Origin of the sequence: Cohnella sp. SGD-V74 (genome assembly GCF_003001675.1) — a bacterium.
In the GTDB taxonomy this organism is placed as follows: domain Bacteria; phylum Bacillota; class Bacilli; order Paenibacillales; family Paenibacillaceae; genus Cohnella.
Map to the genome: position 1 here is coordinate 177,613 of NZ_PVYW01000006.1, position 26,380 is coordinate 203,992.

At 56.2% G+C, this 26,380-nt stretch carries 15 protein-coding genes; 12 read left to right on the forward strand and 3 right to left on the reverse strand.

The genetic code is table 11. The features are described from left to right. Window positions 1-446 precede the first annotated feature (446 nt). From B0G52_RS11645 to B0G52_RS11695, 11 genes are all read left to right on the forward strand, one after another. The gene (locus tag B0G52_RS11645; RefSeq protein ID WP_233162602.1) at window positions 447-2,093 is read left to right on the forward strand and encodes a type 2 periplasmic-binding domain-containing protein; all 1,647 of its coding nucleotides are present in this window, start codon (window positions 447-449) and stop codon (window positions 2,091-2,093) included. A 263-nt stretch (window positions 2,094-2,356) separates the two neighbouring features. Next, window positions 2,357-3,277, forward strand: a complete 921-nt coding sequence (locus B0G52_RS11650) for an ABC transporter permease (RefSeq protein ID WP_094044355.1) — start codon at window positions 2,357-2,359, stop codon at window positions 3,275-3,277. A gap of 87 nt (window positions 3,278-3,364) precedes the next feature. Next, entirely contained in the window at window positions 3,365-4,192 is an 828-nt protein-coding gene (locus tag B0G52_RS11655) for a carbohydrate ABC transporter permease (protein ID WP_094044547.1), read from the forward strand. A gap of 225 nt (window positions 4,193-4,417) precedes the next feature. Continuing rightward, window positions 4,418-6,094: an extracellular solute-binding protein gene (locus B0G52_RS11660; protein WP_094044357.1), complete on the forward strand. Its 1,677-nt coding sequence runs from the start codon at window positions 4,418-4,420 to the stop codon at window positions 6,092-6,094. A 266-nt stretch (window positions 6,095-6,360) separates the two neighbouring features. After that, window positions 6,361-7,266 carry an ABC transporter permease gene (locus B0G52_RS11665; protein WP_094044549.1) on the forward strand — a complete coding sequence of 302 codons (906 nt, stop codon included), beginning with the start codon at window positions 6,361-6,363 and terminating at the stop codon, window positions 7,264-7,266. A 33-nt stretch (window positions 7,267-7,299) separates the two neighbouring features. After that, a complete protein-coding gene (locus tag B0G52_RS11670; RefSeq protein WP_094044359.1) occupies window positions 7,300-8,184 on the forward strand; it encodes a carbohydrate ABC transporter permease in 885 nt (294 codons plus the stop codon). A 48-nt stretch (window positions 8,185-8,232) separates the two neighbouring features. Then, a complete protein-coding gene (locus tag B0G52_RS11675; protein ID WP_094044551.1) occupies window positions 8,233-10,002 on the forward strand; it encodes a histidine kinase in 1,770 nt (589 codons plus the stop codon). Further along, on the forward strand, window positions 9,980-11,650 hold the full coding sequence (locus B0G52_RS11680; protein ID WP_094044361.1) for a response regulator: 1,671 nt from the start codon (window positions 9,980-9,982) through the stop codon (window positions 11,648-11,650). Before B0G52_RS11675 ends, B0G52_RS11680 begins: the two co-directional genes overlap by 23 nt. Before the next feature lie 135 nt (window positions 11,651-11,785). Further along, on the forward strand, window positions 11,786-13,168 hold the full coding sequence (locus tag B0G52_RS11685) for an ADP-ribosylglycohydrolase family protein (RefSeq protein ID WP_094044363.1): 1,383 nt from the start codon (window positions 11,786-11,788) through the stop codon (window positions 13,166-13,168). Window positions 13,169-13,271: 103 nt separating this feature from the next. Continuing rightward, window positions 13,272-14,132 carry an AraC family transcriptional regulator gene (locus B0G52_RS11690; protein WP_094044365.1) on the forward strand — a complete coding sequence of 287 codons (861 nt, stop codon included), beginning with the start codon at window positions 13,272-13,274 and terminating at the stop codon, window positions 14,130-14,132. Between the two features lie 121 nt (window positions 14,133-14,253). After that, on the forward strand, window positions 14,254-15,528 hold the full coding sequence (locus B0G52_RS11695; RefSeq protein ID WP_094044366.1) for a Gfo/Idh/MocA family protein: 1,275 nt from the start codon (window positions 14,254-14,256) through the stop codon (window positions 15,526-15,528). A gap of 72 nt (window positions 15,529-15,600) precedes the next feature. Here B0G52_RS11695 and B0G52_RS11700 read toward each other — a convergent pair whose 3' ends face one another. Continuing rightward, window positions 15,601-18,771: a UvrD-helicase domain-containing protein gene (locus tag B0G52_RS11700; protein WP_094044368.1), complete on the reverse strand. Its 3,171-nt coding sequence runs from the start codon at window positions 18,769-18,771 to the stop codon at window positions 15,601-15,603. Window positions 18,772-19,013: 242 nt separating this feature from the next. Between B0G52_RS11700 and B0G52_RS11705 the strand changes: the two genes are divergently transcribed. Next, window positions 19,014-22,427 carry an S-layer homology domain-containing protein gene (locus B0G52_RS11705; RefSeq protein ID WP_094044370.1) on the forward strand — a complete coding sequence of 1,138 codons (3,414 nt, stop codon included), beginning with the start codon at window positions 19,014-19,016 and terminating at the stop codon, window positions 22,425-22,427. A 163-nt stretch (window positions 22,428-22,590) separates the two neighbouring features. On the opposite strand, the gene B0G52_RS11710 is transcribed toward B0G52_RS11705, so the two are convergent. Both B0G52_RS11710 and B0G52_RS11715 read right to left on the reverse strand, forming a co-directional pair. After that, window positions 22,591-25,302: an alpha-L-rhamnosidase gene (locus tag B0G52_RS11710; RefSeq protein ID WP_094044372.1), complete on the reverse strand. Its 2,712-nt coding sequence runs from the start codon at window positions 25,300-25,302 to the stop codon at window positions 22,591-22,593. 21 nt (window positions 25,303-25,323) lie between these two features. Beyond that, the gene (locus B0G52_RS11715; protein ID WP_094044374.1) at window positions 25,324-26,379 is read right to left on the reverse strand and encodes an NAD(P)-dependent alcohol dehydrogenase; all 1,056 of its coding nucleotides are present in this window, start codon (window positions 26,377-26,379) and stop codon (window positions 25,324-25,326) included. Window position 26,380 lies beyond the last annotated feature (1 nt).

Sequence of the window (26,380 nt, forward strand, 5' to 3'; positions counted from 1 at the left end):
AAGGGGTATGTACCTCCTTCCGATGCTATACGCTTCTGAAACCTGAATGGGTAAACCCGTGATAAGGTGGTTTCAGAAGCGTAGGAGGCATTCTCCAGGAGGTACATACCCCTTCTTTGTCTATCGATCAGCTCAAGCAACTCTGCTTATGGGACAGCCTCTTTTGCGGTCGAAAAGGGCGATTTTCGGGAAATTGCCGATGCCGATTGCGATTTCGTCGATGCCGGAAGAGATTTGGACGATGCCGCTTGGCATGTTGACGATTCCCTCGGGGGAGCCTTTCGGAGCATAATCGATAACGAGGCGCCTCACCGCTTTCAGGCATCGCGAAGCAGCCGCCCGGCGCGGATGCAGCGTTCGCGACAGGCCGCATATCGCATCATGCCTATCGCATCCTAATGCATACCGATTAAGTTCAAGACGACGATACGGGAGGGTATACCAAGATGAAGTTCCAAACTTCGAGAACGTCCAAAGCCGCAGCGCTCACGCTGACCGCGGCCATGCTGGTCTTCGCCGCAGCGGGCTGCTCCAGCGGCGGCAACGGCAAGGAAGCGGCATCGCCGTCCGCCTCCGCGCCCGCCGCAAGCTCCGGCGCTCCTTCGCAGGAAGGCGCGGAAATCTCCTATCCATTACAGACAGACAAGACGCTGACCTACTGGGCCGAGTACAACACGACCAAGTCGACCATCGACGAGGTTCCCTTCTTCCAGGAGTGGCAGAAACGCACGGGCGTGCCGCTGAAGTTCATCAGTCCGCCGACGGGACAATCCAAGGATGCGCTCAACATCCTGCTGGCTTCCGGAGATTTGCCGGACATGATCGAGTTCGACTGGTTCAACTTCCCGGGCGGCCCCGAGAAGGCGATCGCCGACGGATACATCCTGCGGCTGAACGACGTCATCGACCAATACGCCCCGAACCTCAAGAAGTTTTTGCAGGAGCATCCCGATATCGACAAAATGCTGAAGACGGACAACGGCAGCTACTACACGTTCCCGTTCCTGCGCGGAGATCCGATGCTGCAGGTGTACCAGGGACCGATCGTGCGCGGCGACTGGCTGAAGGAGCTGAACCTTCCGGTGCCCGAGACGATCGAAGAGTGGCATACGACGCTTCTGGCGTTCAAGGAAAAGAAAGGCGCGGTCAGCCCGCTGTCCTACATTTTCTCGGGAGAGTTTCTGAATAACGGAGCGTTCATCGGCGCGTTCGATACGACCCGCGGCTGGTTCCAGGAGGACGGCCAGGTTCGCTTCGGTCCGATGCAGCCCGGCTACAAGGAGTTTCTGAGCACGTTCCGCCAGTGGTATACGGAAGGGCTGCTCGACAAGAACATCGCCAACGTGGACGGCAAGGCGCTGGACGCGAACATTACGTCCGGAGCGACCGGCGCAACCGTGGCGAATTCGGGCGGCGGTATCGGCAAATGGACTCCGCTGCTGCTCGAGAAGGAACCGGACTCCGAGCTCATCGCCGCGCCGTATCCGGTGCTCAACAAGGGCGACGCGCCTAAATTCGGCCAGAAGGACCCGCAGTTCTCGAACAACGGCAACGTCGCCATCACGTCGAGCTCCCAGAATGTTGAACTGGCCGCCCGTCTGCTGGATTACGGCTATGGCGAAGAAGGACATATGTACTTCAACTTCGGGCAGGAAGGCGTCAGCTACGAGATGAAGGACGGCGCTCCCGTCTATACGGACTTGCTGATGAACAACCCGGAGAAGCTGTCCCCGTCCCAAGCGATGTCCCTGTACATTCGCGCGAACTTCGCCGGGCCGTTCGTTCAGGACAAACGGTACATTACGCAATATTTGGCGCTGCCGCAGCAGAAGCAGGCGCTCGAAGTATGGTCCAAGACCGACATCGACAAATACAAGGTGCCGCCGGTCACACCGACTCCGGAGGAAGCTTCCGAGCTGGCGCAAATCATGAACGACGTGAACACGCTCGTCGACGAGATGACGCTCAAGATCATTTTGGGCAACGAGCCGATCGACGCTTACGAGGGCTACCTGGACAAGCTGAAGTCGCTCAAGATCGACCGCGCCATCGAAATCCAGCAAACCGCGCTGGACCGGTACTACAATCGCTAAAAACGGGTTCGCGAACGCGGTCTGTCTCATAAGTCGGGGCGACCAAAATGATCCATAAAAAGAATGGGGATATATCTCCTGTAGAGCGAAGCGCCTGCCTCATACGGTCATGAAATTACCCTGTTACGGGTTAATCCATTCCTAATTTCATGACCGTATCAGCAGCGTAAGGAGATATATCCCCATGGTAATACGTGGATCATTTTATAAGGTTGGCTCCCTAATAACTTATCGGACAGACCCTTCGGCCAGGAAGGTGAAGCATGGACAAAACGGCTTTCGGCAGAAGATTCGTCAGAGACTTCTTGACGAACAAATACCTGTACGCCATGATGATCCCCGTTATCGCGTACTATCTCATATTCCAATACACGCCGATGTACGGCGTGCTGATCGCCTTTAAGAATTACGTGCCGGCAAAAGGCATTCTGGGCAGTCCCTGGGTCGGACTCGACCATTTTCAGGCGTTTTTCGACAGTTACTATTTTCTGAGAGTGCTGAGCAATACGATAATCATCAGCGTGTACTCCCTTCTCTTCGAGTTCCCGGCTCCGATTATTCTGGCCCTGATGATCAACGAAGTACGCAGCCGACGGTACAAGAAATTCGTCCAGACCGTTACCTACATGCCTTATTTTATATCCATGATCGTCATCGCCGGCCTGATCCGCGACTTCACGGACAGCGGCGGCGTCATCAATACGCTCTATTCGTATTTCGGCGGCGACGGCACCTCCATGCTGCAGCATGCCGGCTTGTTCCGCCCGATCTACATTCTGTCCGAGATCTGGCAGAAGATCGGCTGGGAATCGATCATTTACTTGGCGGCGCTCATGGGCATTGATCAGGATCAATACGAAGCGGCGCGCATCGACGGGGCCGGCAGACTGAAGCAGATCTGGTACGTCACCCTTCCCGGCATCCTGCCGACGATCGTCATTCTGTTCATTCTGCGCGTCGGCAACCTGCTCAACGTCGGCTTCGAGAAAATCATTTTGCTGTACAATCCGATCACGTACGAGACGGCCGACGTCATCTCTTCATTCGTCTATCGCAAAGGTCTGCTGGAGTTCAACTGGAGCTACAGCACCTCGGTCGGCGTGTTCAATTCCGTCATCAATCTGACGCTGCTCGTGCTGGCCAACTGGCTCAGCAGAAAAGTTACGAAAAACAGCTTGTGGTAAGCAAGCAGCACGCTTCATGTTCACCAGGAGGTGTCGGCCTTGAAGAACGGCCCGGCGGATCGGATCACGCTGCTTGCCATCAATCTGATGCTGCTCGCGTTGGTCATCGTCACTTTGTATCCGATTTTGCACGTCATATTCGCTTCGTTCAGCAGCCCGGCCGAGATCGTCTCGCACCGGGGCCTGCTCTGGAAGCCGCTGGGCTTCAGCCTTGAAGCCTACAAGCTCGTCTTTGCCGATCCGCGCATCTATATCGGTTACCGGAACACGCTGTTTATCGTCGTTGTCGGCGTGGCGCTTAATCTGCTGATGACGGCGCTCGGCGCTTATGTGCTCTCGCGCAAAAACGTCATGTGGAACAAGTTTTTCATGATTATGGTGACGTTCACCATGTTTTTCAGCGGCGGCCTTGTTCCCTTGTATTTGGTCGTCAAAGGCGTCGGTCTGACGAACACGCTGTGGTCGACGATTTTGCCGTTCGCCATCTCAACCTTTAATCTGATCGTGATGAGAACCTCCTTCCAATCCATCCCGGACAGTCTGGAGGAGTCGGCCAAGATCGACGGGGCGAATCATCTGGTCATTCTGTTTCGCATCGTTATTCCGCTGTCGCTGCCGGTGCTGGCCGTCATGGGGCTCTACTACGCGGTCGAGAAGTGGAACGGCTGGTTTTATGCCTCCATCTTCATTCAGCAGCAGGAGCTGTTCCCGCTGCAAATCTACCTTCGGGAAATTCTCATTCTGAGCTCGACGGACTCGCTCTCCTCGGGAGCGGCGGTCGGCGAGCAGTTCCAGATCGGAGCCACCATCAAGTACGCGACCATCATGGTCGCCACCGTTCCGATTCTGTGCGTCTACCCTTTCATTCAGCGCTTCTTCGTAAAAGGAGTCATGATCGGCGCGCTGAAGGGATAACCAGAGTCATTTTCCCCAATAGCCAATACAGAGGGCAGTTCCGTTGTCGAAGCGACTTCGGAGCCGCCCTCTTCGTCTATTTGCGCAAGCCGGTCAAAAGGTGTATACGAAAGGTAAAGACTAGTATATGGATGACCGTCGCCCCCGTTCCTATACTTGAATTAGGAAGCGAAGCTGCCTTGGCGCAGCGGGACTCACCATCATCAGACACTGTGGAGGGGTAGTATGAAGCTGGGCAGGAAATTCCTCTTGATCACGACCTTGATTGTCAGCGTGGCACTGGCCGCGTGCGGCAACAATGCGAAGGAAACCGAGAAGTCGTCGCCGAGCGCATCGCCGTCGGCGTCAGCCGGCTCGAGCGCTTCGAGCGGCGCCGAGAGCGGCGAAGTGATCGAAGTATCGACGGTTTCCCAAAGCGATCCTTACCTGAAGTTCGACGAGGGCGAGAGCTGGGAAAAGAATTCGATATACGATGCTTATGAGAAAGATATCGGCGTCAAAATCACGAACAAATGGATCGCCGACGTCACTCAATTCAAAGAAAAAGTAAAAATTACGATTGCCTCTGACGATTTGCCGGATTTCCTGATGGTCAACGCGACTCAGCTCAAGGAGCTGACCGAGGCCGACATGATTATGGATTTGACAGAATTGTATGAGCAATATGCTACGGATGAAACGAAAAAGTTTCTGACGATGGACGGCGGCTTGCAGATGAAGACGGCCACGTTCGACGGCAAACTGATGGGTATTCCAAGCTCTTATAACCCGTATCAGTACCAAAACCTGTACGTCCGCACGGACTGGCTAAAGGAGCTGAACCTGCCCGAGCCGAAAACGATGGCCGACTTGGTGGCCGTCTCCGAAGCGTTCAAAGCGAAAAACCCGGGCGGCAAAAGCACGACCTACGGGCTTGCGGTCAGCAAAAATCCGTTCAGCATCGAAACCGGCGTAACCGGATTGCGCGCCTTCCTCAACGGCTATCATGCGTATGAGAATATCTGGATCGACGACGGCAACGGCGGACTAGTCAACAGCGATATTCAGCCGGAAGTCAAGCAAGCTCTCGCTGCGCTGCAGGATATGTTCAAGAAGGGCTTGATCGATCCGGAATTCGCCGTCAAGGACACGGAGAAAGCAGCCGAGCTGCTCTACGACGATGGCATCGGCATGGTGTTCGGCGCAACCTGGACTCCGGCTCAGCTCGTTAAGGGCGCGGTCAAAGACGGCAAAATCGTGCAAGAATGGGGCGTCTTCCCGATTCCTTCGGTGGACGGCAACCCGGCTCGTCCGCAGATCGGTATCGGCGTAGACGAATACTACGTGATTTCCAAGAAAGCGAAGCATCCGGAAGGCGTCATCAAGCTGTTGAACCAATGGATCGTCGTCGACAACCATCCGACCGAAGACCAGAAGGTTTACGGATACGGCAAGGATCGCGTCGAGAAAGGCAGCAATTACTGGCTGCTCAATCCGCTTCGCGTCGGCAAGCAGCTCGACAACAACGGAGAGATTCTTCCTAAAGCCATCGAAACCAAGGACGCGAGCATCCTGCAGACGCAAGACCAGAAAAATCGTTATGAGCGTGCGATGAAATTTGTCGACGGCGATACGAGCATGTGGTGGGAATACTTGATTTCCGGTCCGAAAGGCGCCTTCTCTTACGGTCCGGAAATCCAGAAGAACAAGCAATACATGCAGAACAAATTCTACGGCGCTCCGACGCCTACGATGGTCGACAGACAGGAAATTCTGACCAAGAAGCGCGACGAGGTGTACTTCAAGATTATGATGAACCAAGTGTCCGTCGACGAATTCGACAAGTTCGTGGAAGAGTGGAAAAAGCTTGGCGGAGACGAGATTACGAAGGAAGTTAACGAGTGGTATAGCGCTAATAAATAACCCCGGACGCGTACGGAAGAGCGTCTCGAAAGTAAAGCTGATCTAGATTATCGATAGGAAAAAGTGCGCATGTGTCTCCTGGAGAAGGCCTCATACGGTCCTGAAATAACCTTGCAACGGGTTAACCATTCCGGATTTCAGGAGCGTATAGACTCGGATGGAGATACATGCGCGTTTACTATTCAGATGTCGAGATCTTTGAACCGCTTTCGGAACAGACCTTCCCATTGACGGCCCGGCTCCAGCTGAACATCGAGGTGAATGGCATGAATGGACTAACGAGGATATGGAAGAGGGAATGGCCGCTGCATTTTATGCTGATTCCAGGCCTTTTCCTGGTACTGCTGTTCAGCTACGTCCCGATGGCGGGCATCATTATGGCTTTTCAGAAATACGTGCCTAACAAAGGCTTGTTCGGTTCCCCTTTCATCGGCATGAAAAACTTCCAACTGCTGATCGATTACCCGGATATCGGGCGCATTTTCTTCAATACGATGTTTATTGCAGTCATGAAAATAGCGGCCGGACTGTTCGTGCCGATTACGATAGCGATTCTTCTCAACGAGCTGCGTCGGGAATGGATCAAACGGACTTTCCAGACGCTCGTCTACTTGCCTCATTTTATGTCTTGGGTTTTGCTGAGCGGAATACTCGTCGATATCTTGTCCCCCTCCTCCGGCATTTTCAATCAGGTGCTCGGATGGTTCGGAGTCAAACCGATCTTCTTCCTGGGAAGCAACGACTGGTTCCCGTACGTCATGGTTGCTTCGGATGTATGGAAGGAGTTCGGCTTCGGCACGATCGTTTACTTAGCCGCGTTAACGAGCATTAACCCTTCTCTATACGAAGCGGCCGCCATGGACGGCGCCGGGCGGATCAAGCAGACGTTCTACGTCACGCTCCCCGGCATGATGCCGATTATCGTGCTGATGCTGACGCTCAACATCGGCAACGTGCTTAACGCCGGCTTTGAACAAATTTTTAACCTGTACAGCCCTCCCGTCTACGAAAGCGCGGACATCATCGACACCTTCGTCTACCGTATGGGCGTGCAACAAGCGCAGTTCGGCTTTGCTACAGCCGTAGGCCTGCTGAAATCGATCGTCTCGTTTCTGTTCGTGTCGCTGTCCTACGTCCTAGCCTACCGACTGGCGAATTACCGTATTTTCTAATGATCCGCCCGCCGTTCAGAAGGGAGACTTACCATGATTACTGACCGTTCGCTCGGCAGAAGAGTTTTTATTGCGGGAAACTTCACGTTCCTGTTTCTGATCTCCTTCCTCTGCCTGATGCCTATTATGCATATTCTGGCCATTTCGTTCAGCTCCGGAGCCGCGGCGGCGGCCGGCAAAGTGTCCCTGTGGCCGGTCGACTTCACGACCGCCGCTTACGACAACGTGTTCGGCAAGCCGGAATACCTCCGCGCCTTCTGGGTATCGATCCAGCGCGTGCTGCTCGGAACTGCCCTAAGCATGGCGCTTATGATCGTCACCGCTTATCCGCTGTCCAAGGACCCCCGCCAGTTCCGGCTCAGAACGTTTTACGCATGGGTGTTCGTATTTACCATTTTGTTCAGCGGCGGACTGATTCCGACCTATTTGACCGTCAAAAACCTCGGAATGATCGACACGCTATGGGCGCTCGTGCTGCCGACGGCGATCCCGGTGTTTAACGTCATCCTGCTGCTGAACTTCTATCGCAATCTGCCCAAGGAGCTGGAGGAGTCGTCGCGAATCGACGGGGCGGGACATTTTAAGACGCTGTGGAAAATTTACGTCCCCCTCTCTCTGCCGGCTCTGGCAACAACGGGACTGTTCACGGTCGTCGGGCATTGGAACAGCTGGTTTGACGGCATGCTATACATGAACCATACCGAGAATTACCCGCTGCAGACGTTCCTTCAGACGGTCATCATCAAGATGGATTTCCGCTTTATCAAGGCGGAGCAAGCCGAGTTGATGGTCAAGCTGTCCGACCGCACAAGCCGAGCGGCGCAAATCTTCGTGGCGGCGTTCCCGATTCTGATCGTCTATCCGTTCCTGCAGCGCTTTTTCATTAAAGGCATTGTCATGGGAAGCGTAAAAGAATAAGATCGGAGTTACTCACAACTTGGCGAAAACGAACCGGGAGCGCGAGCGATGAAGAACCTATTCTTTCTGCACGAGTCGTCCATATTCAAGAAAATCATGGCTGCCTTCCTGGCGGCCTTGTTGCCTATGCTGGCGATTACCTGGATGATCAACGAGCGGGGCTCGGCCAACATCCGCAGCGAAATATCCGGTTCTGTGCTGAACACGACCCGGTTCTATATGGATTCTCTGGACAAGGAAGCGGACCGGATCAGCCGCTATCTGCCCAACTACGTCATGGATCAGGATTTAATGGAAGTCGCGGCGACAGGCAACGAGATGAGCTCTTACGAGCGTTCGAGCAAAATTCTCGACATCCAGCGCCGGCTGGAGCTGATGAAAAATTCCAGCCCGTATATCCGGGAGGCCAAAGCCTACATCCCCCTTATCGAGCGAACGGTTCTGAGCAACAATTACGAAACCCATCTGGACGAACGGGAATACGTATCGATGCAGAACGGGGCCAAAGCTTACGACGAAGCTTTTATTTACTGGAACGATCGCTATTTCATTACGATGCAGTATCCCGTCAGCACGTCCCGAAGTCCGCTGTACGTCGTGGGCGTCGAGCTGTCGGCTGCCAAGATCCGGGAGACGCTGACGCAGATCGGCGGCGCCCGGGGCGGACACAGCGTGCTGCTGAACTTGAAGCGCGGCTGGCGCATCGACACGGGCATGGACCCGGAGCTGCTGGAGAGAGTGACGGCATTCGCGTCGGCCAAGCAGGAAGCGCTTTCCGAAGAAGGCTACGGAACGATCGTCCACCGGGGCGAGCGTCTGCTCGCCGTCTACAAATACTCCAGCCTGTGGAACGCCTACTCGGTCACATGCATTCCGGAGGAAATGATCCTCGGCTCCTTGCAGATGTACCGAACGCTGTTCTGGTGGGCTTGCGCCCTTGCGGTCGCCATCGTGCTGTTCTTCACTTATTTCCTGCTGCGCCTGATCTACCGGCCGCTGATGAAGCTGGTCCACTCCTTCCGCCGCGTTCAGCAGAACCGGCTGGAGCCGATCCCGATCAATCGCGGAGCCGACGAATTCGGTTATCTGTACCAGGCGTTCAACGACACCGTGCGCTCCTTGAAGACGCTCATCGAGGAAAACTACGAGCAGCAGATCCGCAACCAGCGATCGGAGCTGAAGCGGCTGCAGTCGCAGATCAATCCTCATTTTCTGTACAACTGCTTCTTCGTGCTGTGCCGGCTGATCAAGTCCGACAAGCATAAGGAGAAAGCCTATCAATTTTGCCTGTACATCGGACAGTACTTTCAGTTCATCACCCGCAACGACGAGGACGACATTCCGCTGGAGCAGGAGATGGAGCATTCCCGAACTTACGTCAAAATGCAGACGATCTGCTACGGCGACCGGATCGAGGTCGGGTTCGACGGGGAGGTCCCCCCTATTTACGTGCCGAGATTGATTTTGCAGCCGGTTATCGAGAATGCGTACAAGCATGCGCTCGGCAATATGCTTCATCCGGGGGAGCTATGGGTGCATACCGAGCGAATGGGCGACGAATTTACGATTTATGTAGAGGACAACGGCCAAAGCATCAAGGACGAGGAGATCGAGCTGCTGCGCAGGAAGCTGCGGCATTCCACGAGCCGGATCGAGGAGACGACCGGACTTCTGAACGTCCACCGCCGGATTCAGCTTCGCTACGGAGAACCGTACGGCCTGTCCGTGGCGAGATCGGAGCTGGGCGGGCTGAAGGTCGGCATCAAATTATGCGCGAGCGACAGGGGGAACGAACATGTACAGACTGCTGATCGTTGACGACCTCCCCATTATCGTCGAGGGGCTTGTGGAGCTGTTCGAGCAGAACGGGCATTTGCCGCTGGAGACGGTGACGGCCTATTCGGGCGAGGAGGCGCTGGAGGTGCTGTCCTCCCGGCGCATCGATATCGTGCTGTCCGACATCAAGATGCCGGGCATCGAAGGCATCGAGCTGCTGCGGGAGATCAAGTCGCAGTGGCCGGCCTGCAAGGTGATTTTCCTGACCGGGTACAACGACTTCGAATACGCCAAGAGCGCGCTCACCTACGGCGGCTTCGATTATATTCTGAAGGTCGAGAGCGACGACAAGATCGTACAGGCGGTGCAGCGGGCCGTCGCCAAAATCGAGGAGGAGCAGGACCAGGCGAACATGATCGTCCGGGCGCAGTCCAAGATGAGACAGGCGCTGCCCTCGCTGCAGAAGGATTATATATGGGGACTGCTCCAAGGCAAGCACGTCGCGGAAATCCAGCTCGACCGGATGTTCCGGGAGCTGGACATCCCGCTCGACGCGTCCCTGCCCGCGTATCTGCTCATCGGAAGACTGGATGCGTGGAAGGAGACGTTCACGGCCCCGGACAAGGCGCTGCTCTGCTACGCGATGCAAAATATCGGGGACGAGATGCTGTCCGCGCAGGTCCGATGCTTCTCCGTCGTCTTCGAGCTGTCCAAGGTCGCCTGGCTGATCCAGCCCAAGTCGTGCGCCGAGCCGGGCGGCGCGGAATGGCTCAAGGCGCACCGCTATGCGAGCGGCATTCTGGAGTCAGTGCAGGCGAATTGCCGCAAGCTGCTCGGGCTGTCGGTCTCCTTCCTGCTGGCGAGCGAGACGACGGACTGGGGGGCGCTGTCGGACCGTTTTCACTCCGTCAAATACGCTCTGAGCCTCGGACACGGCTTGTTCAACGAAGTCATCCTGACCGATAAGGATCTGCCGCGAGGCCAGTCCGCCGAGTCCGCCGGAGTCGGGCGCGACAGCTTCTACCATGCCCGGGTCCAGCTGCTGATGAGCTGCCTGGAAAACAATCACCGCGAGCAGTTCGACCAGCTGTACGCCGAGCTTACGTCCGTCTGGAACGACCCGGCGGCAGCGCACGAGCGGAAAGTCGAGCTGTACCATTCGCTGTCCGCGGTGTTCCTGTTCTGCATTCAGCAAAATCGGGATGCCGGAGAATACGTCAATACGCAGCTCGATCTCGACAAGCTGTTCCGGTACGACGAAGCGATGTCGTGGCCGGAGCTGGTTCAATATTACCGGCAGATGGCCGACTGCTTCTTCGAATGGAACGCGCAGCGCGGCACGGAGCTCCCGGCCGAATTGGTCCACAAGGTGCACGGCTATATCGATGAGAACATCGCTTCCGACATCTCCTTGACGGCGCTGGCGGACTACGTGAGCCTGAACCCGTCCTACCTGTCCCGCTTGTACAAGCAAATTACGGGAGTCGGGCTGTCGAAATACGTGAACGATTACCGCAACATGAAAGCGAAGGAGATGCTGCTGAACACTTCGATGAAGGTAAGCGAGGTGGCCGCCGCGCTCGGCTACAACTCGGCGCTGGCGTTCATTCGCTTCTTCAAGAAGCAGAACGACATGACGCCTCAGGATTTCCGCTCCGCGCGCTCCCAGCCTGCCGGGCCGGGTCAATAAACGGATACGAACCACGGGCCTTGAGCGCCGCGCAAAAAATGAGAATATCCCCTTTGCTTTATGAGAAGCCATGGACGATCCTGATGGTTATAATCGGTTCATACGGATTTCGCTTAATTAGGGGAGGCAATCGTTATGACGAAATGGACGGGACTGAGAGAGCTTGTTCGGGAAGAAATTCAGCAACGCCGGGAAGAGGGCTGCGACGTATCGGGCTTCGCGGAACGGCTGGAAGCCGCCGGCACGGATGAAGCTCCGATTATGGACGTATATCGCGCGTTAACGGCTCTTCAGCCGAGCGAGGATTTTAAGTATATCGAGCCGTCGGACCTGGAGACGATTCGCGCCGAACGCCCGGAACAGCCGCGCATTGCGGCCGGTTCTTGGACGGATGCCGAATGGCACAACAAGTTTTACGGCGCCTGGCTCGGCCGCGCGGCCGGCTGCGCGCTGGGCAAGCCGCTGGAGGCTTCCTCCTTCATGCAAGGCTCGGGCGGCAGACCCGGCTGGCACAATATTAAGCTTTGGTTCGAAGGCGCCGGGCAATGGCCGATTCGCCACTATACGCCGGGAGAATCGGCGGCCGAAGCGCAATACGGCATCGAGATCGCACGCTGGAGCAGTCTGGCCAGCTGCCGGGAAAATATCCGCTTCATGGAAACGGACGACGATATCCGCTACACCGCGCTTGGCCTGCTCATGCTGGAGGAACGCGGCCTGGCTTTCGATTCCTGGGACGTCGGCAAGCTGTGGCACCGGCATCTGTCGTTCGGTCAGGTATTCACCGCCGAAGCGCAGACCTATTTGAATTTCGCTCGAGTCACCTCTCATATTAGCGGCGAACGGCCCGATGACTGGGAGAAGCATGTTCATTGGGGACGTTCTCATCTGAACCCCTACCGCGAATGGATCGGCGCGCAGATCCGCGTGGACGGCTACGCGTACGGAGCTGCCGGACGGCCTGAACTCGCAGCCGAGCTGGCTTGGCGGGACGCCTCCTTCTCTCATGTGAAGAACGGCATCTACGGGGCCATGTTCTGCTCCGCCATGATTGCGGCCGCGTTCGTCGAGAACGACGTGAAGCGGATCGTCGAGATCGGGTTAAGCCAAATTCCGAAGCGCAGCCGTCTTGCGGAAGACATCGCGCTGGCGGTCCGAATTGCCGAGAGTACGTCGGATCAATTGGAACTGGTGGAGAACATTTGGGACGCGTTCAAGCACTACCATTGCGTTCATACCAATAATAACGCCGCATTGTGCGCGGCCGCGCTCATTCATTCCGGCGGAGATTTCGAGAAAGGGATTACGACGGCCGTGCTTGGCGGCTGGGATACCGATTGCAACGGCGCCACCGTCGGCTCCATCCTTGGCGCGTCGCTTGGAGCGGCGGCGCTGCCCGGCACCTGGATCAAGCCGTTGAACGATACTTTATACGCGGACGTCAGCGGCTTCCACCCGATCGCCCTCTCGGAATGCGCTCGCAGAAGCTATGAGGTTTTCCGGAAATTGCAGCAGTAAGACCGTCCCTCGATCGTCGCGGCGCCGGAATGCGGTTCCGTTATCGTGAGCAACGTTGTATACTTGCCCTATACTACGATTTTGTCAGGATGCGATCGAAGCGATGAAGCTGCATATTACGTACGATCATCCGATTCCGATCAACGCTTTCGAATGGACGCCCTCCTTCGATCGCCAGTCGCCCCACATGCATTCCAGTCTGGAAGTCGGCCTCTGCCTGTCGGGCAAAGGCCGCTTCTTCTTCGGCAGCAAAAGCTATGAGGCTTGTCCCGGGGATTTGTTTATCGTCAACAACGAGGAACGCCATGTCGCTCAATCCGACCCGCACGATCCGAGCCGCTATCTGTTCATTAACTTCGATCCGGCGCTGCTGCTGGCCGAGGACCCCGGCCTTCTGCTGCCTTTCTCCTACCGTTCCACTCGTTTCCGCAATCACATCGCCGGCGGCTCTCCTCTTGCGCAGGAGCTTACGCCCTGGATACACGCAATCGCGCAGGAGCTGCGGGACAAGTCCCCCGGCTATTTGGCGATGGCCAAAAGCGCGCTTGTTCAGCTATGCGGCCGCATGCTTCGCCATTACAGCGATCTGCTTAACGATGACGAACGGCAGACGATGGTGCAGGCGGTGCGTCAGGCGCATTCGCTGGCCGCTCTGGTGGAGCGGCGCTTTCGCGAGCCGCTCAGTCTGGCGGAACTGGCGGACGAGTTGGGCGCAAGCGTCTCTCGCATCAGCCGCGCCTTTGTGGAGACGACAGGATACCGCTTCTCCGACTACGTCTCCCTCCTGCGGGTCCAAGCCGCCAAGCAGGAGCTGCTGGGAACGGACAAAGCGGTAGCCGATATTGCGTTCGAATGCGGTTTCCAGAGCTTGCCGACCTTCTATCGGGTGTTCAAGGACACGGTCGGCGTATCCCCCGTCGCTTATCGTCAATCTATGGGCTCCGTGCAGCAAGCGGACGAATAAGACGTCTGGCCGGGACAGGTCAATAAATGTATATGGAATGTAAGCAACGATCTCTTTTTCCTCCGGAGCGCCCCCCTTACAATTGGGATACGCAGTAGGCGCGCACTAAGGAGGAATCGTTGTGAAACAATTAACGGCGGTATTGCTGGGAGCCGGCAGCAGAGGAAGATACATTTATGGACCGTATGCGGAGAAATTCCCCAACGAGCTGAAATTCGTGGCCGTAGCCGAGCCGAACGAGGAGCGCAGAGCCAGGTTCGCGGAAATTCACGGCATCGCCCCCGACCGGGTATACGACTCCTGGGAGAAGGCGTTCGAGCACGGCCGCATGGCGGACATTATGATCATCTGCACCTTGGACCGGATGCATTACGTTCCCGCGATGACGGCGATGGAGCTCGGCTATCACGTCATGCTGGAGAAGCCGATGTCGCCCTCGCTGGAGGAATGCATCCGGCTGGAGCGCGCTTCGCTCAAGTATAGAAGGCTGCTCGCCGTGACGCACGTGCTGCGCTATTCCCCGTTCTGGTCGGGGATCAAAAAGTGCATCTCGGACGGAGAGCTGGGGACGCTCGGAACGATTCAACTTACCGAGAACGTCGGTTATTTGCATATGATCCACAGCTACGTGCGCGGCAATTGGCGAAATTCGGAGGAGACGAGCCCGATGATTCTGGCCAAGTCGTGCCACGATCTGGACCTCATCTCCTGGCTGATGGATCAGCCGTGCACCGGCGTCAGCTCGTACGGCTCGCTGCTGCACTTCCGCGCGGAGAACGCTCCGGAAGGCTCGGCCGAGCGCTGCACCGACGGCTGCGAGGTCGAACGGGACTGCGCCTTCTCCGCGCTGAAAATGTACATGCAGCCTCCGCATCACCCCTGGGCCCGCTACATGACGGGCGACCTGTCGCAGGAAGGCATCCTGACGGCGCTGCGCGAAGGGCCGTTCGGCCGCTGCGTCTATCGCTGCGACAACAACGTCGTCGACCACCAGGTCGTCAATCTGGCTTTCGAGAACGGAGCGAACGCTTCGTTCATCATGTCGGGCCTGACGCAGAGCGGCACGCGGCGGGTTCAGATCATGGGTACGCAGGGCGAGATTATCGGAGATATGGACAAGGGGGCTTTCACGCTGTACCGTTACGCGACGGGCGAGCAGGTCGAAATCCGCTGCAGCGTCGAGGGAGACGGCCATGGCGGCGGCGACGAGCGCATGGTCGCTTCGTTCCTGCGCGACGTGCGCGGCTTCGACCGCAATCCGTCGCACGGCTTGACGTCGGCCACCGCCTCCTTGCAGAGCCATCTGATGGCTTTCGCGGCCGAGCATTCGAGGCTTCACGACGGTCAGGCCGTCAAGCTGGCGGATCTGTACCGGAAGGACTCGGTGTTGGTTTAGCGGCAGCCAAACAGCCGACCGTATCCGCTTCCGCACGATACGGTCGGCTGCCATGACGCCGCGCAAATGCGACTATACAGCGAACGCCGCACTAAGCATGCCGTTGCTAATGACGTGAAGCTCGTGCAACGCTCTGGTACATGCTACGTATAAGAGCTTTCTGTCGGAGACATTATCTCCGTAAATCCCTGCGGATGCGTCAGTAACGACGACCGCATCAAATTCGATGCCCTTGGACAAATAGGCAGGCAGGATGACGATCCCACCGGCGTACTCATCGGCGGAATCCAGCAATACTGTCGCATCCTCGCGTCCCAAACCCTTCTTCAGCTCCAACGCCTCTTTTGGAGTTTTGACGATTAACGCGATATTGCCATAGTTTCGATCAATCGCCCCTTGGAGCGCACCCCGTACTCGGGACAGCCACGCTGCCCGCTCCTCTTCATAGACGTCCGGCTCGCGTCCATGACGCAAAATCGGCTGCGACAATGCAAACTTTCCTTCGCTCCACGATTCGATCAAGCGGCTGGCAAACGAAGTGATCTCCACGGTCGATCTGTAGCTTGTACGCAGTTCCAAGTAGGTGCAGTCCCCTAGCGCGCTTGTAATCTCATCCCACCTATGTATGCCGCGAAAGCTGAATATGCTCTGCCCCAAATCCCCCAGAATCATGACGGAACCGGGACTAACGACTGATTGGATGAGTTCGATCTGGAACGGACTGTAGTCCTGGCCTTCGTCGATGACCGCATATTGATAGCTGACATATTTGACCTCTTTATTTTGAATCCTTCTGGCGCCGATCTCTCCCGAAATGTACTGCTTGATGTACAGCAGCGGAGCCAAATCCTCGTGTTCCAGCTCGTTGTTCTCCCTCATAAAGCGATGGTGACGGCACAGAAACCTGTAGCCCTCCAAATCGATCAAATCGGCAACATACGAATAGTTGAGCTCGCTCGACATGAAATCGAAATAGATCTCCAGAGCTTCGGGCTCTTTCCATCTCGACCTTAAGCCGTTAAGCTGCTTTCTGATTTTAGTTTTCGAAGAGGTCTGCGATCTTTCGGCCAGGTTGCGTACGTATCTTTCGATAACGTTCAAAATGAACTCCCGTCTTTTGACGATCGGCAAATGCTTGTAGTCCACGCAAAACCAGCGCCGCATCTGCTCTACGGATACGATATAATCCTCGTCTTGGTCAATCGCGATTCTCACCTCGTCCTGGGGAAAACAAGCTTGCTCGTAATCCTCGAGATAGCGGAGCAACGCTTTCTTGAAGGGCAGCGAGCCTTTGATCTTGGATTTCAACAGGTACCGGTTCGCGACCAACGGCTCGCTCTTCTCGATGATCTGCATCGTCTCGAACGGCTCGGTAAACACGAAGCTCCCGATATTCAGCAGTTCGACCGCCCATTCCTGGAACGTCTTCTGTTCGATCCCATCCACGCCGAGGCCAGGCAGCACCTTGTGCACGTAATTCAGGAAGATGCGATTAGGGCCGAACACAATAAAACGCGTCGGATCGAGCTTGCTTTCTTCGTAGAACAAGTAGGCGAGCCTATGAAGAGCGACCGTCGTTTTCCCGCTGCCGGCCGAGCCTTGCACGATAATCGACTTGTTTCTGGGCAACCGGATCAGCGAATCTTGTTCGGCCTGAATCGTCTCGACGATATCTCGCATCTTCTCGTTGGAATGGGATGCCAGCCTCTTGCTCAGGATCGGGTCGTCATACTCGAAATACGTTTCGTTCCACTCCTGATCGAGATATTGCAGGCCTTCGTCCAGTTCGAATTGCCGGATAAGTCTCACCGTGACCGGGCCTTCGCTGGAAACGGCCGGCCCTAATTTCTTTTGATAGAACAGGGAGCTTAACGGGGATGTCCAAGAAACGACCCGAACTTCGGAGCTCGCTTGGTCGCTTACGCCTGCTTGACCGATATAATACGTGACAGCCTTTCCCCTCTGGAGCTCATAATCGATTCTCGCAAAATACGGTTTGTCGTACACACTCCGTAATTTCGGGATTTGCTTGGCGATCGACGCGGCGATCAGATTGTCCGCATAGATATCTCCCCCGCCCAGACCCCATTCCCTTCGAGATTTGAAGCTGAGCTTATGCTCGGTCAGATCGATCTGGTTCTGGATCGTTTTACGGGTAGCGGTTAAGTAATTAAGCTCAAAGTCGTAGCTCCTCCCCCATCCAGTCCATTCCGACTTGGGTTTGAAAAAAACGGGCTCAGCATTGGCCGAATTAAGCAGCCCCCTCAGCTCGATCTCTTCCCCGACCCTCGTCTTCGCCTCTCTTTTCTCTCTCCGCTCAGCTTCTTCTTTTGTCCTGCGTTCTGCTTCTTCCCTTAACTTCAAATCGGCTTCTTTCTTGGCCTTGCCCTCCGCTTCTTCCCTTGCGCTGCGCTCGGTTTCTTCCCTCACCTTTTGTTTCGCTTCTTCTCTTGCCTTCCGTTTCGCTTCGGCTTTCTGCCTCGCTCGTTCCTTGGCCCGGCGTTCCTCGTTTTCCTGGGCCAGCCGCTCCACTTTCTCGCGCGCTTCCCGTTCGATCTCCTCTGCCCGTACGACCGTCCGCTCCGGTATATGCTTCGTTTCCAGCATACGCAGCAATGTTCCTTCGCGGTTCAAACGGCTCAGTAAAAGCAGCGTCTCATCGTTCGGATTACGGGTCAAGTCTCGATCCAATTGCCGCTGTACGTCCTGCCGATACTGCCTCTCCCTTTGCTGTTTGCCGTCTACGCCAAGAAGAAAATTGAAGTTTCCTTGGACAACCGGCGTGTGGGCCGACCGTCTCTTGCGCTCGTAGTCTTCAGCCAAACGCCGAAAGTAGAAAGTTTGGGTAACGGAACGCATCCTGCTCCGCTCTTCCTCATCCAGACGGATTTTACGCTGCACTTCGCGACCGATCTCCTCTTCGATCCGCGCCCGTCTCCTGCGTTCCCGCTCTTCCTCGCGGATCTTCTTATAAGCGATCGCTTCCTCTTTCGTCATACAGGTGATCCAGTAATCTATCGTAACCGTCCGGGGAAGAACTTGGTCGATTCTGGCGTAGGCATAGCCTTCAAGATCATCCAACCCATATTGGGCCGGAATCGTCCCCAAATACAACTCTTTGCAAATGACCCGGATTTCCCTTCTCTGGAGAACCAGTTTGGCGATATTTCCTTCTTTTACCTTTTCTTTGAGCAGGCGAAAGCTTTGTTGATCCATGAGCTTGTCGAGACCTTTGATTTCCATGTCATAAGCCCTCTCTGCGCTGACTGATGGTCGATTCGGGATTTCTCCCCGTCTCTCGTCAATTCGACAAAACCCATCTTATTCCTTTTCCCTATTAACTAATCTAAACGAAAATAACCCGTCCAAGGGTTAGTGCCACAGACTGGGCCAAACCCAACTTGTTACCTTGAGAAGAAAATTATTCCTATTCTGAGATAAATCTTGTACTATCGAGGTAATGACAAAATAGGAGGAATTTCCGCATGAGGTTCAAGCGTTTGACATGCTTTGTGCTTGCTTTGTTGATAGCCTTGCCGCTATCCTTATCCGGCTCTGCGTTTGCTGCAGCCACAAATGATAGTTCCAACCATTGGGCAATGTCGACCTTGCAGAAGTGGAAAGATCAAGGGCTGCTGCAAGGCTACGGAAACGGGGAAGTACGGCCGGATGCGCCCGTAACGCGCGCGGAATTCGCGGCCTTCCTCAATCAGGCATTCGGGCTGAAGGAACAGGCCGCATCGCTCAGCTTCGTGGACTTGGCAAGCAATCACTGGGGGTACAGAGATATCTCCATAGCCTATCAGGCGGGATACATAAAGGGAGATTCGAGCCAAAAGGTCAATCCGAACGGCATGACTACGCGCCAGGAAGCGGCGGTTATGCTTGCCGGCGCATTGCAATTAAATGGACCGGCGAATGCCGACCTGTCCGTGTTTAAGGATGCTAACCTGATCGCAGGTTGGGCGAGCAAGCAAGTCGCCGCTCTCGTCGAACAATCCGTTATGCAGGGCGACAAGGCCGGCAACTTCCGGCCGCTATCGCCGATCACCCGCGCTGAAGCGATTGTAGCGATCGACAATGCCTTAACGAGGGTCAAGGGAGAAACAACCGTCATATCCAAGCCGGGCGAGTACGGCTCCGCCGCCAAGAAAACGGTCGTTAACGGCGACGTCACGGTTGCGGCTGCAGGCGTCACTCTGATTAACTATGAGATTAAAGGAAACCTGCTGTTGGGCAAAGAGATTGGCGAAGGGGACGTTTACCTGAAACAGGTTAAGGTAGACGGGAAGACGACTATCGCCGGCGGTGGTCAAAACTCGATTCATCTGGAAGATTCCGTGCTGGTGCAGGTCGTTGTCAATAAAGCGACAGGCTCGGTACGAATCGTAGTCTCCGGTTCCACGACGGTTCAGAAGGTAACCGTGCAATCTCCCGTAAAGCTGGAAGAATCGACTGTGACAGACAGCGGCGTGAAGGATGTTGAGCTGTCGCCTGCCTTGCCCGAAGGCTCGAAGGTAGAGCTTAGCGGACAATTCGAAAGCGTAAGCGTCTTGGCTTCCCGCATCGTCGTCAGCATTCCAAGCGGCTCGGTGCAAAATATGGAGGTTGGCTCGGGAGCGACGGGCGCGGAAATCAACCTCAGCAAAGAAGCCCAAATCATACAGCTCGTTCTTGAGGCCGTAACGAAAATGATTGGCGAAGGAAAAGTCATCAACGCCACGGTTCAAGAGGGAGCCAAAGGCTCCAGCTTCGAAACGAAACCGGAAAAGGTTGACGGGGCTGGCAATTCTGGCGCGTCCGGCGGATCGACTGCCGGTGGTGGAGGCGGCGGTGGCGGTGGAGGCACCGGAGGTGGCAATGGTGGCGGCACTCCACCTGCGGTCTGTACCGCTCTGTGCAGCAGCGCGTTCTTGTCCAAACTGACGTTCGGAGACTATACACTGACACAGCGCGACGAAATAGATTCAATTGTCGGCGAAGGCTTCTCCAAATCGGTGTTCTCCTACACGTTGGACGTGCCCCGAGATATTGAGCAACAGGAGGTCCGTTTGTCCGTCGCTGCAGAGTCGGAATGGGCTCATGTATTTGTGTCTATAGACTATCAGAATGAAGCAAGCGCGATTTATGCTTTCAAAGGGAAGAAAGACATCCAGGTTAAATTAAAGCCCCTTGAAGACGTTCATATTAGCATATACGTTCAGAGCAGCGACAACATTTACGGGAAAAACTACAACTTTGACATCCGCTATCCAAGAACGATCCAGGAAGGATTCAGAGTGGCAGACAACGGTTTTTACGATCCTGCGGGAATCTATAGACCTGTGTATACGTTGACGACGGAAGCGTTTGAGAAAACAGATAAAGTCGAAGTCTATTTTTTGGGTCAAATAATACCAGAATCAGAATGCCGCGAATCGCCCTTTTCTAACCAAATATCCTGTTACCTAGGAATTTGGTCGAACATCCCCGAATTTCCAACATCGCTGTACATTAAGGTGTTGCGCGGCGATTCGGTAATAGCCGAGGGCAATTATGTGCCTGATATGACTCCGGTTCCTGTCACTGAGAATATAACGGGCGTTGATGTTCGACTTTACACGACTGCAGAGCTGGATGAAATGAACAGGCTCTCATTAGGGGATGTCGCCACAGGCGGATCTGTTACCATCTCCGAAACGCAGCTTCCGGAATCCTTAAAAGCGGCAGCCCGATACATTGGGATTGTCGGCACCTATTCGGTCTTGGGCTCGGAACCGCTGCCGAAAGCTTGGCCTGCAGAGCATTTCAAAGCAAGCGCAATTTTGGCTCACTTTCCAGGCTCGTCAGGTTTTAACGGAGAAGTCCCATTTTACTCCAACACTTCGGATTTGAACTACGATCAGTACTTGTACATTGTATTCCTGGACCAGCAGCGAAATCCGATCGGAGTCTACAACAAGCTGCTTCAGTTTGACGAGGCTCATGCCGCAACGGGAGCAAAACTTGCCAAAAACACGACCATCGACCTTAGCGATACGACAAAGCCTGAGTTGACGGTCAGTATACGGGATTTATTTAATAACTATCAAGTAAGCAGTACCGAAACCGGTACTGTCTATGTTCTTCCAAGCACGTATGACCTATCGCAGTCCAGCCGCAAAGCCATTCATCAATTCGTACAGCAAGGGGGAGGCATGGCCGTTGCGGTAACCGCCAATACGCCTGTATCGCTGCAGACAGTCCTTATTCCTCAGGGAGAATTTCAAGTCGTAGCAGCAGACGCTGCCGGCAATTTGTCTGACCCGGCCACTCTTGCCATTAATCGGAATTTGACCATTGCACGGGGAATTCGTTATAACAGCGGCGTCTCTCTGCATCTATCTCAGGGAATTGATTTGAATATGGATCCGTCCAACTTGAAGTCCGTAATCTCCATTTCGACGGATGGCGGCGCCACCTACCAGCCTCTTGACCAGAATGATACCGTCACGGTGCAGCCGGACGACGGCAGCGGTTTGTGGCGCATACTCGTTGATTTCGCGGTGCCTTTCACTGGAGATAATAACGTTTGGAAGATTGCCTCCGGAACATTTAAGATAGACAACACGCCTATAGAAGCTGAAGTGATTTCTTCCTATAAGGCCGGAGCGCTCCTCAACGTTGAAGGATACGTTCCAGTGTTACAAGTAGGAGATACGATCACCTTCAAGGCGGATAAGCCAACGACGGTGTACTTTGTGCCCGCCGATACTTTTGGAAGTCAAACGCAATTTGAGGCGGCCGCACAGGGCAGAGTGTATCGCATTAATGCAGATAATGTTTCCCAAACTTTCGAGATCGACACCAGCGGACTGCAAGCTGGCAATTATCTGATATGGGCCTGGGAAGGGCAGGTCATGTCGGTGACGATTCAATAATTGAATAACGAGGCTGCCTCATAAGCAGGGTCGTACAAGATGATCGACGAAAAATAAGAGCATCTATCTCCTTATAGAGCAAGGGTAGGGAGATAGATGCCTCTTACATTTGTTCACCGATCCTCTTTTTGTACGACTCTTTTTACTTACAGGACAATCCCATTCAATTTGCGCCCGTAGGCGGAAAACGGAAGCGATAAGAGCCGGAGCCGACGGTGAGCCTGACTCCTTCGTCCGTCTGCGAGAGCGAACGGACGCCCTCGGCGGCTTCCAGAGCCGAGCCGCTCTCCGTTACGCTCGCCAGCCGCGCTCCCGGGAGCAAAATGTCCGCGCAGGCGTTGGCCGGAACGTCGACGTCGACGAAGATGTCGCCGCCTTCAGCGCGCCATCCGGACGAGATTCGCCCGTAGGCGGATTCGAAGCTTGCGCGGGCGAACGTCAGCTCACTGTTCGAGCAGCCCGGACGAATCTTCGCCAGTTTATAGGCGGGGACGCTGTCGTCCAGATCCAGCCCGGCCACGTACCGATACATCCAGTCGCCGATCGCGCCGTACGCGTAGTGATTGTAGGAGTTCATGTCGTCGCTCCAGAATGAGCCGTCCGGCTTGATGCCGTCCCAGTGCTCCCAGATCGTCGTCGCGCCCTTCGTGATCGAGTACAGCCACGACGGGTAGGTGTCCTGGAGCAGCAGCTTGACGGCCGTGTCATGGTAACCGTTCTCCGACAGCGCCAGACACAGATACGGAGTGCCGACGAAGCCGGTATCCAGATGATAGCCGTTGTTCCGCACGAGCTCGTTCAGATCGGCGGCGATTCGCTTGCGGTCTTCTCCGTCGACCAGTCCGAACACGAGCGGCAAAATGTTGGCCGTCTGCGTCGATGCGGCCATCCGACCTTCGGAAGTCAGGAACGTCTCGCGGAACTTGCCGACGATACCCTCCAGCAACCTGCCGTACTCCGCCGCGTCTTCGTCCTTGCCGAGCACGGCCGCCGCATCGCGCAAAATCCGCGTCGACAGCGCGTAGTACGCCGTAGCGACCAGTTCCACCGGCGTCGCGCCGAAATAGCTGCCCTCGTGGGCGTCGAGCGCCAACCAGTCGCCGAAATGAAAGCCCGTGTTCCACAGACTCTCTTCGTCCCCCTGCGCGCGAATGAATTCCACCCACGCCTTCATGCTGCCGTATTGTTCCTCCAGCAGGCGGCGATCTCCGTAAACTTGATACACCGTCCACGGACAGACGGTGGCGGCGTCGCCCCAAGCCGATGAAGTGTACGTCTCGTCTCCCCACATCGTGGAGGTGTAGTCCTCCAAGGCGTTCGGCACGACGTAAGGCACGCTGCCAGTGTCGCGCTGATCCGCCTTCAGATCGCGCAGCCATTTCGTGAAGAACGGGCCGACATGGTAATTAAACGCCGCTGTCCGAATGAACACCTGTGCGTCCCCGGTCCAGCCAAGCCGCTCGTCGCGCTGCGGGCAGTCCGTCGGCACGTCGAGGAAGTTGCCCCGCTGCCCCCAGACGATGTTTTGCTGCAGCCGGTTGACTCTCGCATTGGAGCTTTCGAAGCTGCCTGTCGGCTCCATATCGGTATGAATGACCTCCGCGACGAAGCCGTTTGCCAGGCTTTCGTCCGACAAATGCTCCAGCCCTTCCACAAGCACGTAACGGAAGCCCTGGAACGTAAAGTGCGGCGCATAAGCGACGCGACCGGCTTCCCCGGCGATATATTCGACGGTCTGCTTCGCCTTGCGCAGATTGCCGGTGTAGAAGTTCCCATCCCTATCGAGCACTTCCGCGTGACGCAGAAGGACGCGAGCGCCTGCCGGCAAGTCAAGCGAGAAGCGCATCCGGCCGACCAGGTTCTGCCCCATATCCAGCACTCTGTCCCCTTGGGGCGTACGAAGAACGGCCTGCGGTGCCAGCGTCTCGGTGACGCGGGTCGGATCATTCTCCTGCGCCACGAGCTGTCCATACCCGAGCGGAACCTCTACCGTCCCGTGCCAGCCTCCATCCGTCCCTCCCGCCTCGCTCCAGCCTTCGCGGGCCAATCGGGCGTCGTACAGCTCTCCGGCGTACAGCTCGGACATCCGGATCGCTCCGGTTGCCGCTTCCCAGGCGCGGTCGGTGACGACCCACTCTTCGCTTCCGTCCTCATAGCCGATGCAGAGCTGAAGCAGAGCCGCCCTTCTGTCTCCATAGATGTTCCGCTTGCTCAGCCACGTCAACTCGCCCTTGTACCAGCCGTCGCCAAGCGCGATTCCAATGACGTTGTCGCCTTCGCGCAGCAGGCCGGTGACGTCGTACGTCTGATATTGATGGCGCTCGCGATAGCTCGTCCAGCCCGGCGCCAGCACGTCCTCGCCTACGCGCGAGCCGTTCGCGTACAGCTCGTACACGCCGGCCGCCGTCGCGTAAATTCTTGCGCTGCGGATACCCTTTGTCACAGAGAAGCCCTTCCTCAGCAGATAAGCTTCCTTGGCGTGCGGATCGATCGCTTCCGAATCAGGGGTAATCCACTCCGCCTTCCACTCTTCGGGCGACAGCAGTCCGGTCTCCCACCAGCCGGGACGGCTCCATTCCGTCTCGCGGCCGTAATTGTCCCACGCCTTCACCCGATAGTAGTAACGGGTTCGCGAACGAATGGCCGGTCCGCCGTATTCCACCAACACGGACCGATCTCCTTGGACCCGTCCGGAATCCCAGAGCGGCGCGTCGAAGCCGTCCTCCGACTCCGCGGTCTGAATCCGGTATGCGGTCTGGACCGTGCCCCTTCTGTCCGATTCGAGCTTCCAGCCGAAGCGCGGCACCCGTACATCGGTTCCGAGCAAAGCTTCCCGATATTCGCAAGTCAACGAGCGAACGATGAATTCCGTCATGCTTTCTTCTCTCCCTCCGCCTTATTCGTTCGGATAGACGATCACCTTCAGGCTCTCGCTCTTGTTGTTCATGGCTCGCTCCATCGCTTCCTGCGTCCGGCCGAGCGGATAGCGGTCGGTAATGAGCGAGGAAACGTCGGCGATGCCGGAGGCCAGAATCTCGATTCCCGCCTTATACGTGCCGGCGTAGCGGAACACGCCGTAAATATCGACCTCGTGGTCGCTGATGAAATGAATGTCCAACGGAATCTCCGCCTGTACAGGCAGACCGACGATCGCCAGCTTGCCGCCGCGCTTCAGCGACAGCAGCGCCGATTGCAGCGCCTTCGAATTGCCGGCCGTCTCCCAGGCGACGTCGACGCCCGAGCCGCCGCTGAGCGCTTTGATCGTCTCGACGGCATCCTGCTCGCGAACGTTAATCGCGTGCGTGGCGCCCAGCTTCTTGGCCGCCTCCAGACGGACGGGCTCCAGATCGGTGACGTAAATCCGGCTCGCGCCGTAAGCTCTGGCCGCCACGACGGCTAGCAGGCCAACCGGTCCCATGCCCATAATCGCCACGGAGTCCCCCGGCTTAAGGCCGGTCCGGTTCGCCGCGTGGATGCCGACCGAGAACGGCTCGATCAGCGCCGCTTCTTCGTAGCTCAAGCTGTCGGGAATCGGAAACAGGAAGTCCTCGCGCATCTTCACATATTGAGCGAACGAGCCGTCGATCGGCGGCGTCGCGAAAAACGCAACCTCCGGGCACAGGTTGTACTTGCCCGATTTGCAGGCGGGACAGCGTCCGCAGGTCGTCTGCGGTTCAATTGCGACCCGGTCGCCCGGCTTAAGCCGAGTAACCCCTTTGCCTGCGGCTATAACCTCGCCGGCGCATTCATGGCCGAGAATCATCGGATAGCGGACGATCGCGCCGCCAATGCGGCCATGCTCGAAATAGTGGACGTCGGAGCCGCACACGCCGACCGCCATCACCTTGACGAGCGCTTCGTGCTCGCCGAGCTCGGGAATCGGCCGGTCTTCTGTCGCGATCCGGCGCGGCTCGGTCATGACGGCCGCCTTCATCGTTGCGGGAATAGTCATC